Annotated in this window: 6 protein-coding genes; 3 read left to right on the top strand and 3 right to left on the bottom strand. The window is 70.3% G+C overall.

Annotated elements, in window-relative coordinates; genetic code table 11:
* The first annotated feature begins 19 nt into the window (after positions 1-19).
* The 3 genes from H8R17_RS25315 (at position 20) to H8R17_RS25305 (ending at position 5269) form a co-directional block, all read left to right on the top strand.
* Positions 20-805, top strand: a complete 786-nt coding sequence (locus tag H8R17_RS25315) for a GntR family transcriptional regulator (protein ID WP_187825508.1) — start codon at positions 20-22, stop codon at positions 803-805.
* 83 nt (positions 806-888) lie between these two features.
* Positions 889-1944: a UDP-glucose 4-epimerase GalE gene (gene galE / locus H8R17_RS25310; RefSeq protein ID WP_187825507.1), complete on the top strand. Its 1056-nt coding sequence runs from the start codon at positions 889-891 to the stop codon at positions 1942-1944.
* A gap of 232 nt (positions 1945-2176) precedes the next feature.
* Positions 2177-5269, top strand: a complete 3093-nt coding sequence (locus H8R17_RS25305; protein WP_187825506.1) for an EAL domain-containing protein — start codon at positions 2177-2179, stop codon at positions 5267-5269.
* 81 nt (positions 5270-5350) lie between these two features.
* On the opposite strand, the gene H8R17_RS25300 is transcribed toward H8R17_RS25305, so the two are convergent.
* The 3 genes from H8R17_RS25300 to H8R17_RS25290 form a co-directional block, all read right to left on the bottom strand.
* Positions 5351-6145, bottom strand: a complete 795-nt coding sequence (locus tag H8R17_RS25300) for a leucyl/phenylalanyl-tRNA--protein transferase (protein ID WP_223125447.1) — start codon at positions 6143-6145, stop codon at positions 5351-5353.
* Positions 6136-9414, bottom strand: coding sequence for an amino acid adenylation domain-containing protein (locus tag H8R17_RS48810; RefSeq protein WP_187825505.1), 3279 nt, complete (start codon positions 9412-9414; stop codon positions 6136-6138). Before H8R17_RS48810 ends, H8R17_RS25300 begins: the two co-directional genes overlap by 10 nt.
* 72 nt (positions 9415-9486) lie before the next feature.
* Entirely contained in the window at positions 9487-12639 is a 3153-nt protein-coding gene (locus H8R17_RS25290) for a bifunctional diguanylate cyclase/phosphodiesterase (RefSeq protein WP_187825504.1), read from the bottom strand.
* Between the last annotated feature and the right edge of the window lie 261 nt (positions 12640-12900).

Below are 12900 nucleotides of genomic sequence, written 5' to 3'. Positions count from 1 at the left end.
TCAGTTGGGAAGTACGTCCATGGCGAAGACCAGTGACCGCACACGTGCCGGGAGCGCCCCCGCGCTCAGCACGCTGGACTTCGCCCTGGACCGCGGCAGTCCGGTGCCGCTCTACTATCAGCTCGCGCAGCAGCTGGAGGAGGCGATCGAGCACGGGGTCCTCGCCCCGGGCAGCCTCCTGGGCAACGAGGTCGACCTCTCCGTACGCCTGGGCCTGTCCCGCCCCACCGTCCGCCAGGCCATCCAGTCCCTCGTCGACAAGGGACTGCTGGTCCGGCGGCGCGGCGTCGGCACCCAGGTCGTGCACAGCCAGGTCAAGCGCCCGCTGGAGCTGAGCAGCCTCTACGACGACCTGGAGGCAGCCGGGCAGGGCCCGACCACGAAGGTGGTGCGCAACGAGCCGGTACCGGCGTCCCCCGACGTGGCGGCCGCCCTCGGTCTCACCGAGGGCAGCGACGTCATCGCCCTGGAACGACTGCGCTGCACGCACGGCCAGCCGGTCGCCCTCCTGTCCAACTACCTCCCGGCGACGCTGCTGGACCTCGACAGCGCCCGCCTGGAGTCGACCGGCCTGTACCGCATGATGCGCTCGGCCGGCATCACCCTGCACAGCGCCCACCAGACCATCGGCGCCCGCTCGGCCACCGCGACGGAGGCGTCCCGCCTGGACGAACAGGAGGGCGCCGCACTGCTCACCATGCAGCGCACGGCGTACGACGACACTGGGCGGCCGGTGGAGTACGGGACGCACATCTACCGGGCGTCGCGGTATGCGTTTGATTTCCAGTTGCTGGTCAGGGCCTGACGTCCGGACCTTGACTCAAGGAAACGAAAGGAGGAAAGTCGTGTATACGTCGTAAGCGTACGACGTTCGAGGGAGCCGGGTCCATGAGCGCACCGACAACAGTCCTGATCACCGGCGGGGCCGGTTTCATCGGGAGCCACGCGTGCGTCGATCTGCTCGACCACGGCTACGAGGTGATCGTGGTCGATGACTACTCCAACAGCACGCCGCAGGTCTTCGCGCGCGTGGAGCGGATCGCCGGACGCTTCGTCGGTGATGTCTACGAGTTGGACATCCGCGACCGGCAGGCCCTCTCGGCCGTTTTCGACCGGCACGCGGTGGACGCGGTGATGCACTTCGCCTCCCTGAAGTCCGTGAGCGCATCGACGAGCACGCCCATCGAGTACTACGACACGAACGTGGGCGGCATGACGGCCCTGCTGCGGACCATGCACGAGCACGGAGTGCACCAGCTCGTGTACTCCTCGTCCTGCTCCGTCTACGGCGAGGCGGGGACGGGGCCGCTCGACGAATCCACCCCCGCCCGGCCCACCAATCCCTACGCCGCCTCCAAGTGGGTCTGCGAGCAGATCCTCGCCGACGTCTGCCGCCGACGACCCGAGTACACCGTGCTGTGCCTGAGATACTTCAACCCGGTCGGCGCCCACCCCAGCGGACTGCTCGGGGAGGACCCGCACGGCACGCCCGGGAACCTGATGCCGTACCTGGCGCAGGTGGCCATCGGCAGGCGGGAACGGCTGAGCGTGTACGGCGGGGACTATCCCACGCACGACGGCACCGCGATTCGCGACTACATCCACGTCATGGACACCGTAGAAGCACACCGCGTCGCCCTCGACCACTTCGGCGACGCCCCGGGCATGCACGTGTACAACCTCGGCCTGGGCCACGGCAACTCGGTCCTCGACGTCGTCGCCGCGTTCACCAGGGCATGCGGCAGACCCATCCCGTACGAGATCGTGCCGCGCCGCCCCGGCGACGTTGCCGCACTCGTCGCCGACTCGTCCGCCGTACGGCGCGCCTGGGGCTGGGGCCCCGTCCGGGACCTCGCCGACATGTGCCGGGATGCCTGGCACTTCCAGCGGCTCAACCCGCGCGGCTACGCCGACTCGGCCCGGCGCCCGGCGGCGCAGCAGTAGCACCCCCTTGCGGCTTCCGACCGTCAGCGAGAGGCCCGTACGGCCGGCCGACGCCGGGACGGCCGGGACCTCGCTCGCGCTGACGCTTCCGCGCGCGCCCCACAGCAGGACGACATGCGGCGCATGCCGGTCACGCCTTATGATCGGTACAGAAAGCCCAAGTTGGCATATACCGCGCATTTCGGTCGCCACCGATTCGGGGTGCTTGCCCTTGTTGCTGGCCCACCGCCTGATGGCAGCCCACATTGCCCTGGTCGGCCCCCTCACCGGCGTATACCTGACCGTTCCGGACATGCGGGCGCCGGTGTGGGCCGTCATAGCCCTGGCGGGTGTCGTCGCCGTCCTGACCGGTGTGCGGATCCACCGGCCCGCGCATCGCTGGCCGTGGTGGGTCCTCGCCGCCGGGCTGCTGGCCTTCGCCGCGGGGGGCACCTACTCCAACGTGCGGGAGACGTACTTTCACGCGTCGAACTCGTTCACGTCCCCGTCCGACGTCTGCTCCCTCGCCGGGTACCCTCTCCTCACCGCGGGACTGTTCGGGCTGGTGCGCTACCGCCGGGCGGGTCGTGATCTGCCCAGCCTGCTCGACGCGCTGATCGTCACGGCCGGGCTCGCGCTACCGGTGTGGGTCTACTTGGTGCAGCCGCTGGTCCGGCTCGAGGGCCTCACCTGGCAGCAGCATGCGATCAGCGTGGCCTACCCGCTCGGGGATGTCCTGGTGCTCGCGATGCTGGTCCGGCTGCTCGCCCCCAGACCCGGGCCCGGCCGCCAACGCGCCGTGCAGTTGCTCGTCCTGGGCACGAGCACACTGCTGAGCTTCGACATCGCCTACGGGATCCTGCGGCTCAACGAGATGGGGCAGGCGGACACCCTGCTGGACTCCGGCCGGATCGTCTTCTGCACGGCCTGGGGACTGGCCGCGCTCCACCCCTCCATGACGCAGCTGACCGCGTCGGAGCCCCGGTCGCAGTGGCAGTCCCTGTTTCCGCCCTGGCGTCGCCTGCTGCTGCTCACAGCGGCCACACTGATTCCGCCCGCGATCCTGGTCCACGAGGAGAGCGCGGGCACCGTGCACGACGCGACAGTGCTGGCCGCGTTCTCCGCCGCGCTGTTCGTGCTGGTGATCCTGCGGCTCGCCGTGATGGTCGTGGCGCACCGCAAGGCCGTGGCGCGGGAACAGGCACTGCGCGCGGCGTCCGCATCACTGGTGGGTGCGTTCTGGCCGGAGGAGGTCGCGCGGGCCTGCGACACGGCGGTCACCGCGCTGTTCGGACCGAGCGTCCGGCACGCGACCTTGGTCCTGTCGGCCCAGCACGCCCAGGACCTGTACACGCGTCTGAACGGTGGTGAGCCCGGCCTTCCGAGCGGGCAGGGCAGCCTCGCCCGGCACCGCGCCCTCATGGTGCCCGTCGCCGCGCTCGGGCCGGACATCGCCGCGCGGCTCGCGGATCTGCCGACCGCCCTGATCTGCCCCATGGACCGGCCCGACCGGCCAACCGACGGCGGGCCCTCGGGCGTGCTGCTGGCAGCCGGCCCTGAGCAGCAACTCGCCGAGATGCGCGGCTCGCTCGAGATCCTGGCCTCGCACGCGAGGTTGGTGGCGGAACGCATCGCGCTGCGGCGGGAGATCACCCGCAAGGAGAGCGAGGCGTACTTCCGCACCCTGGTGCACAACGCCTCGGACGTCATCCTCATCGTCGACGAGGACACGACCGTCCGTTATGCCAGTCCGTCCGCGCGCGTCCTGTTCGGCAGCGCCGACCTGGTCGGCACCGAACTGCAGGCACTTGTCGATCCCCAGGAGCGCGACCGGGTGAACCGCGCGCTGACGAGCCTGCTGGATGAGGCACGGCAGGAAGCGCACGACCACTGGTGGGTGGTACGGGATTCGAGCCGCATCGAGGTGGAGGTGCGCTGCCGTGACCTGCGGCAGGACCGGACCGTGGGCGGTCTGGTCATCACCCTGCGGGACGTCACCGAGCAGCGTCGGCTGGAGCACGAGCTCACGCAGCGCGCCTTCCACGACCCCCTGACCGGTCTGCCCAACCGGACGCTGCTGCTGGAGCGGACCGAGCGCGCGCTGCTGCGCGGCCGGCGCGAGTCGGCGATCACATGCCTGCTCTTCATCGACCTGGACGACTTCAAGATCGTCAACGACACGCGCGGGCACGCGGTCGGCGACCGGCTGCTGTGCGCCGTGGCGGAGCGCCTGTCGGGGGCCCTGCGCCGTACCGACACGGCGGCTCGGCTGGGTGGCGACGAGTTCGCGGTGCTGATGGAGGACGCCAAGCAGCCCCTCGACGCCGAGTTGCTGGCCGCTCAGGTGATCCAGACCCTGAACCGGCCCTTCCAGCTTGCTGAGGACTCGGTGAGCGTCTCCGGCAGCATAGGCGTGGCCACTGCCCAGGACACCACTGACGCCGACGAACTCCTGGCGCTCGCCGATCTGGCCCTGTATGCCGCCAAGGCCGCCGGAAAGCGACAGTGGCGCCGTTTCCAGCCCCAGCAGCGTGTCCGCCTGGTCGAGCGCCACGACCTCCGGGCGCAGCTGAACGGAGCGATCGCCAGGGGGGAGTTCACCCTGCGCTACCAGCCCGTGGTGGATATCGCCGCAGACCAGGTCGTGGGCTTCGAGGCACTGGCCCGCTGGCCGGGTCTGTCCAGCGGACCGGTCCCGCCGGGGCAGTTCATCCCGCTGGCCGAGGAATCCGGGCACATCTCGATACTGGGCGCCTGGGTGCTGCGCCATGCCACGGCCGACATCGCCCGGCTGCAGCGGCGCGTCCGACTGCCCGCACCGCCGTACCTCAGCGTCAACGTGTCCGCCCGGCAGTGGCGCGACATGAGCTTTCTGGACGAGGTCTGCAGGTCCGTCGACGCCTCCGGTCTGGTCCCGGGCACGCTGCAGCTGGAACTCACCGAATCGGTGCTCATGCAGCGGACCGACCAGATCGACACGCTCATCCGGGAGCTGAAGGAGATCGGCGTGCGCATCGCGATCGACGACTTCGGCACCGGTTACGCCTCGCTGCGCTACCTTCGGGACTTCCCCATCGACGTACTCAAGATCGACAAGACGTTCATCGACGACATCCCGCGGGACCCGCAGCAGGTGGCCCTGGTCGAGGGCATCGTCCGCCTCGCCGACACGCTCGGGCTGGAGGTGATCGCCGAGGGGATCGAGGAGCGGGTGCAACGGGACCTGCTGGCCGACATCGGCTGCCGGTACGGACAGGGATACCTGTTCGCCCGGCCGATGACGGTGGAGGAGGGCGAGCTCGTCCTGCGGCAAGGGGCCCATGGCCACACCGCCGGGCCTGCGTGAAGGAACGACGACGTACGTCCGACGACAGTGCCCCGGTGGGCCCGCACACCTCGGAACGGCACGGCAGCGCTCCGCACGCGGTCAGCGCGATCCCGTCGGCCGGACGAGGCGACGGGCCGGCAGGGGATCTGTGGGCATCGGGGGGCTGTCGCGCGCGCTGCGGCGCAGGTGTCGCACGTACTGCTCTCGCGGTACGAGAACGCCGCCCAGGCTGCGGACGTGCGGGCTGTCCCGCTGAGCGTCGAGCAGCACGCCGCCGGCCTGTGCGAAGCGCGCCGCGAGGTCGGCCACCGCGACCTTCGAGGCGCCGGGACGGCGGAAGAACATCGAGTCCATGCTGAAGACCGATCCGACCTGGAGGCCGAAGACGCCGCCGACCAGATCGCCCTCCTCCCACACCTCGACGCTGTGGGCATGACCCAGATCGTGGAGGCGGACCAGGCTTGCGATCAGCTCTTCGGTGAGCCACAGGGGGGTGCGGCCGGCGCCGCACTCGCGGACGACCTGCTCGAACCGCCGGTCGAGGCTGGTCGTCCAGTCAAGGCGGCTGCGCAGCCGCCGGGCGAGGCTCCGGCTGACGTGTGCGGCCGAGACGGGCACCACCGGTCTGGGGTCCGGCGACCACCAGGAGACGGCGTAGGGGTCGTCCGGCTCCTCCCCCACGAGACGGATGCGGCCCTCCTGGACCTGGTCGGCGAACATCGCCTCGTTGAGGGCGCGGACGTACTCGTCGGACGCCGGGAACGGATAGACCCCGGTGCGGTACGCCGCCAGCAGGCAGGCGGGCGAGAGGTCGGCGCAGAAGGCAACCGGAGCGTCGGGCGCCGCTTCCAGCACGTCCAGCGCCTCCCAGCCAGGGCATCGGCTCACCACCATGGCGCTCCCTGCTCCTGGCCTGTCACCGGCCGGACGTAGTCGGCCTGTCGGAGGAAGTCGATGTGGCGGTCGATCATCTCCACGTCGACGGGGGGTATGTCGATCCGGGCATCCGCCAGCGCCTGTTCGGCGTTGCCGCGGGTGAACTCCGGGAAGACGCCCTGGAAGTACATCTCGCTCACGGTGATGTCGGCGAGCGCACACCGGTCGACGAAGAGCGGGACGAACGGGGTGATCGGGTCGGTGGGATGCCCGGCCGCGTACGTCACCAAGGCCGCGATCCACTCCTCGTACGGCATCTCCCGGACCGGGTAACCCCGCTCGCGCAGGCGCTCGGTGAGCGAATCCAGCAGCGCGGGACGCGGATTGGTGAGGTGGTAGACCTGGCCGCGCGCAGGATGGCGGGTGGAGATGTGGCCGAGCGCACGCGTGAGGCAGTCGGCCGGCAGGAAGTCCAGCGGCAGCGGAACGTCGGGGCACAGCCCGGTCCGCGCGATGAAGCCGATGAGGGCGGCCATCTCGCTGCCGGTGTTCATCACGCCGGTTCCGCTGCTGCCCGTGACGTCCATCAAGCGGTAGACGGCGACCGGCAGCCCTGCGTCGGACGCCTTCTTCAGCAGCGCCTCGCCGACCCATTTGGTCTCCACGTACCCCACCGACAGATACTCGGGGAAGCGCAGCGGCGTGCTCTCCGTCACCTCGCGCACCCCGGCCGGCCCGAATCCGGCCAGCACCGCCATGCTGGAGGTGAAGTGGACGGGGACGGCCCGGCTCGCGGCCAGGCGGATGATCTCGTGGGTGCCGTCGACGTTGGCCGCGCACAACTCGTGGTACGGGTAAATGAAGTTGACCTGGCCGCCGAAGTGGTAGACGGCGTCGATGGTCGATCCCAGCTCCTCGAAGTGGCCGGGTGACAGCCCCAGGAGGGGCTTGCCCAGGTCGCCGATGACCGGCTGGATGCGGGCGCTGGACAGATCGCGGTGGACGTGCCGCTGGTGGCTGGCGCGGATCCGCTCCATGCCGTGCTGCTCGTCGGAGGCCCTGACCAGGCACAGCACCCGTCCTGTCGTGATGCTCAGCAGCTCGTCGATCATGTGCGCGCCGCAGAACCCGGTCGCCCCGGTGAGGAGGACGTCGCGGGGGTGGCTGGGGTCGGGAGCCGGCGCGTGGTGGCCCACCGTCGGAACGCGCCGATCGGCCTCGGCGGCGAAGTAGATGCTGCCGCCGGCCGGGGGGGCCAAGGTGCCCGCCCGCGCCTGGCGCACGGCCTCGGCGAAGGCGGCAAGCGTCGGATGCCGCAGCAGAGAACGGGTCAGGTCGCGGATCTGCGTGACGCCGATGCCGAAGATGACCCGGGTCCGGGCGAGCATCTCCATGACCAGCAGCGAGTTGCCGCCCAGCTCGAAGAAGTCGTCGTGCGGATGGACGTAGTCGACGCCCAGGATCCGTCCCCACAACTGGGCCATGCCCTGCGGCACCGGACGGTCGTGGGCGCCGACCGTCACCGGCGCCGTGGCCGCGGGTTCCAGCACGGCCCGGCGGTCGAGCTTTCCGCCTGGCGTGACGGGCAGCCGCTCCACCGTGTGGAAAGCCGCCGGGATCATGTAGCCCGGCAGGACCTCGCCGAGTGCCGCCCGCAGCCGAGCGCGCCGTGTCGCCTCGCCGTCCTCCCGTGGTGAGGCCGTTGTGCAGTACGCGACGAGGTCCCGGTCGCCATCGTCGCGCGCCCGGGCCACGACCATCGCCTGGCTGATCTCCGGGAGGGAGACGAGCGCGGCCTCGACCTCGGCCGGGTCGACCCGGAACCCGCGGATCTTCAGCTGGTCGTCGACCCGGCCCAGGACCTCCAGGTGGCCGTCCGGGCGCCGACGGCCCAGATCCCCGGTGCGATACATCCGGTCCCCCTGCGCCAAGCCGTGCGGGTCGGGCAGGAACTGCCGTGCGGTCAGGGCGGGTTGCCGCCAGATACCGCGGGCCAGCCCCCGGCCGCCGATGTAGATCTCGCCGCGCTCGCCCGGTCGCACCGGGTGCAGTTCGGCGTCGAGCACGTGGACGTGACTGCCCTCCAGGGGCCTGCCGACCGGGGCGACTGCGGTGTCGGGCGCGGTGAGCACCTCCTCGTTCAGGTCGCAGAGCGTGGAGGTGATGGTGGTCTCGGTGAGCCCGTAGGCATTGATGAGCCGCGCGCCGGGGACCCGGCGCAGAACGGCCCGGCAGTCCTTCGCAGTGACGATCTCGCCGCCGACGATGGCGAGCCTGAGCGATGCCATGCGCTCGCCGCGGTCAGCGGCGGAGACCAGCTGCCGCCAGTAGGCCGGGGTCAGGTCGGCGACGGTGATCCCGTGCTCCGGGAGGCGGTGCAGCAGGTCGGTGGGCGCCCAGGCGTGTGTTCCCGCGAGCACGAGCGTCGCACCGCTGATCAGCGTGGCGAAGATCTGCTCCAGCGACGTGTCGAAGCCGAGGGCCGCCGCGTGCAGCACGCGGTCGCCGGGCGTCAGTTGGTACGCCCCGGCCACCGCGGTGAGGGAATGGGTCAGCGACCTGTGGGTGATCATCACACCCTTGGGGGGCCCGGTGGATCCGGAGGTGTAGATCACGTAGGCGAGGTCGTCCGGCCGCGGGCCGGGGGCCGGCCGCGGTCCCTCCAGCGGAGTCTGCGGGGCCACCTCCCCGGCATGGACGATCCGCGCCTGGCACCCGGCGAAGATCGGGGCGTGCTCGCGGCTCGAGACGATGAGGCGTGAACCGGTCTCTCCTACCAGTCCCACCAGCCGCTGCCGCGGAGTCGCCGGGTCGAGGGGCAGGAACGCACCGCCGGAGCTCAACACCGCCAGCAGCGCGACGACCAGCTCGGGCACACGGTCGAGGCACACGGTGACGAGGGACTCCGCGCCGACGCCCGACGCGCGCAGCTCGTGGGCAAGCCGGTCGGCGCGTCCGGTCAGCTCGGCGTAGCTGAGGCGGCCCGCGTCCGAGAGCACCGCGTCCGCGGACGGCTCACGCCGCGCCCACTCCCGGACCAGCTCGGGCACGGTGCCCGGCCCCGGGGCCGGGGGCCGCCACCCGGCGCGGGTGCTCGCGGGGCGCATGTCGGTCCACTGGCGGTCCACCAGGCCCGCGCACCAGGCGGCGGTCGCCGGCCCGCCCACCCGGCGCCATCCGGCCGGGATCCGGCGACCGGCGGGCCAGATCGCGTACTGCTCCTCGTCATTGCGCAGCACGACGCACGGCGCAGCCGATTCGGCCGACGGGGCATCACGTTGCGACACCTTGGGTCTCCTGCCACCCGCGGCGTCCTGCGGAGCGCAATCCGCGCCCTGCACTGGAGAGCGCCGTCCCCATCACTGCTTCCCTTCCGCGGGCGCACCAGGCAGTTCCGCCAGGCGGCCGAGTGGCGGCGCGAGGACGAGCTGCTGCGCCTCCTCGGCACCGACCGGCTCGGCAAAGAGGTATCCCTGCCCGAACCGGCAGCCCATGGAGACCAGCGACTCCTGTTGCCTCACGTTCTCCACTCCTTCCGCGATCACCGTGAGGCCGAGCGTGTCCGCGAGATGGGTGATGCCCTCGACCAGGGCGTACTGCTCCGGAGAGTGCCCCAGTTCGCTGATGAACGATTTGTCGATCTTGAGTATCGAGATCGGGAATTCACGCAGATAGCTCAATGACGAGTATCCCGTTCCGAAATCGTCAATCGCGATGCGGATTCCGAGATCGGTGAGCGAACTCATCTCAGCCAGGATGCGTTCGTCGTTATACATCAGAACACTCTCGGTCAGTTCCATGACGAGGGACGACGGTTCGATGCCGGAGAGATCCAGGGCACGCCGGACCACCTGCGGGAACCCCTCGTCCCGGAACTGACGCGGCGACACGTTCACGCTGACGTACGGTGCGCTGCGTCCGGCCGCTCCGTCGCGCCGCACGGAGCTCTCCCACCGGACGGCCTCGGCCGAGGCCTGATCAAGTACCCAGGCGCCGAGCGGGACGATCTGCCCGCTCTCCTCGGCCAGCGTGATGAACTCCTCCGGCAGCACCATGCCGCGCGTGGAGTGGGGCCAGCGAACGAGCGCCTCGAAGCCCACGATCCGCCCGCCGGTCAGCTCCACGATGGGTTGGTACAGCACCATGAACGACGACTCGATCGACGAACTGTCCAGGCCCGCCTGCAACTTGGCGCGCTCGGCCATGCCACTCTGCAGCTCCGGGCGGTAGCGGCGCCACTGCCGCTTGCCCGCCGTCTTCGCCGCGTACAACGCGAGATCAGCGTGCCTGAGCAGTTCGACCGAGTCGATGCTGTCCTCCGTCGTCGCGACGCCGACGCTGGCGTACGTGCTCACCGGCCCGACGCTGAGCCGGAACGGCTCGTCGAACACGGTCATCACGTGTTCGGTGAACCGCTCCACACCCCCCGCGGTGACGGAGCCCTCCACCAGGAGCGCGAACTCGTCACCGCCGATGCGCGCGGCCGTGTCGGAGGCACGGACGGCGGTCTGCAGCCTCAGTGACAGCGCGACCAGAAGTTCGTCGCCCACGCTGTGGCCGTGGATGTCGTTGACGACCTTGAAGTTGTCGACGTCGACGAAGAGCACGCCGACCACCGTGCCGTCGCGCTGTGCCTGCATCAGGGCATGGCTGACGCGGTCCTGGAAGAGCACGCGGTTGGCCAGGCCGGTGAGCGCGTCGTGGAACGCCCGGTGGGTGAGTTCGCGTTCGAGCTTGCGCTGTTCGGTCACGTCCCGCAGGGTGAGCACCACACCTCCGACCGTCGCCTCCTCACGCAGGTCGCTCCATCTCACCTCGACCTCGATGGACGTCCGGTCGACGCGGACCATGCGCCAGTGCTCGCGGCGGGTCTGGTAGTCACGGCTGCGTATCCGGCCGAGTGTCTGGACCACCGTGCGGCTGTCCTGCGGGGGCACCAGATCGATGAGGTGGGTGCCCTCCAGGTTCGGCACGCCGAGCACCTGGTCGGCGGAGGGGCTGGCGTAGCGGACCCGGTCGTCGTCGTCGAGGATCAGGATGACGTCGGAGGCGTTCTGCACCAGGGTGCGGAAGTACGCCTCGCTGTTGCGGCGGTTGACCTCTTCGGCGAGGTCGAGCCGCGTCACGGCGAGTGCGGTCTGCGCCGCGAGGGTCGCCAGCGTTTCACGGAGCACGAGCAGGTCCCGCTCGTCCCCGGCCACGATCAGCGCCCCGATCAGCGGTTCGCCGCACGGGTGGTCGTGTGAGACGAGCGGGCAGACCAGTGCCCGGCCTGTGCGGGCCGGCTCCTCGTCGTCCGGTCCCACGAGGTCGGCGGCGAGATCGCGCACGAGGCCGTCGAGGGGCACCAGGCGGTTCTCGCCGGACGCGGTCAGGTTCTGTACGGCCGCGGTCACCCACGCGGGCACGGGCCGGCGTTCGCCGTCGTGCGCCCCGTTCAGCCAGAAAGTGTCGTCCGGCACGATGAGCAGCGCGGAACGCGCCGGGCCGTGATTCATCAGCCCCGTCACCGCGGTGTGGACGGCGGCGGCCACATGAGGCACGCCGTTCGCCTGGCCAAGCGACGACACCGCGACGCGCAGCACCTTCTCCCGGCCGACCGCCTGCCGGTGGGTCGTCGCCACGCCCGCCAGGCGGTAGAGCACGAGCACGAAGAGCACCGCGGAGAACACTCCGATGACGCCGCCGTTGGAGCTCACGCCGCGCACCGCCTGCACCAGCAGGATGGTCGGCGCGATCAGCGACGCCAGGGTGAGCAGGCTCAGCCGGCCCACACCGGTGTCGGCGCGCCATTCCACCGGCTGGGTCATCGACCGCATGGACGGATCCAGCGCGGCGGCCGCCCAGGCGCCGTACAGGACGGCCCAGCCGAGATCGACAAGCGTACCGGTGCGCCAGGTCCCGTTCAGTTGTATCAGGCCGTACGCCACGTCGGCGGTGAGCAGGCCGAGGGTGCCCGTGGTGAGCAGCGCGAGCGAGCGGCTCTTGCCGCCATGGCCTGCGAGCAGGCGCAGCAGCATAGCCAGGACGAGGATGTCGCCGAGCGGATAGGCGATGGAGAACGCCTTCTGCACCCAGGTCAGGCCCTCCAGACGGGCGAACGGGTCGATGAGGAAGAGCCAGGAGAGCAATGCCAGGCCGACCGTCAGCGTCAGCGCGTCGACGAGGCTCGCGCGGTCGCGCCACCCCGTGTGCCAGTGGACGAAGCCCAGCAGCCCGGCCGCGTAGAGCGGGTACGCAGCGAGGTAGAAGCCGTCGGCTATCGACGGAAACGGGCTCGGCTGCTGGAGAAACTGAATATAGGTGATCTGGGCGGTCTGGCCCGCGGCAAAGGAGAGGTTTCCCGCGGCGAGCAGCAGCCAGGGGCGTCGGTGCACCGGACGGTTGAGAAAGACACCCAGAAGGATACCGGTGACGCCGACTATTCCTATGGCGACGAAGAGCAGCCGCCGTTCCGGAAATATGTAGTAAAACACCGTCAGCGCGATGATGCATGCGCTGACCGCGGCCATCGGTGCATGGCTTCGCGGTAGTGCGTTCACACCCCCATTCACCTCCTGGGAAGGCCACTTTCGGGCGGGCCGAGCCGAGCGAACGGCACCGGGCGACGGCTGAGAAGCCCGCGTGATCGGGCTGGTGGAGGAGGAAGGATTCTCCAGGGCCGCGACGTGTCTTCCCTCCAGCTTACTCATCTCGCCATCTCCCGCATGCGCAGGGAGATATACCGACCGGCATACGCCCTGAGAGAAAGCGCGTCGCCTCGCGGCATACCG

This window comes from Streptomyces sp. TRM68367, from assembly GCF_014495685.1.
In the GTDB taxonomy this organism is placed as follows: domain Bacteria; phylum Actinomycetota; class Actinomycetes; order Streptomycetales; family Streptomycetaceae; genus Streptomyces.
The sequence above is the reverse complement of the archived record's forward strand: the minus strand, read 5'-3'. Positions and strand labels throughout refer to the sequence as shown.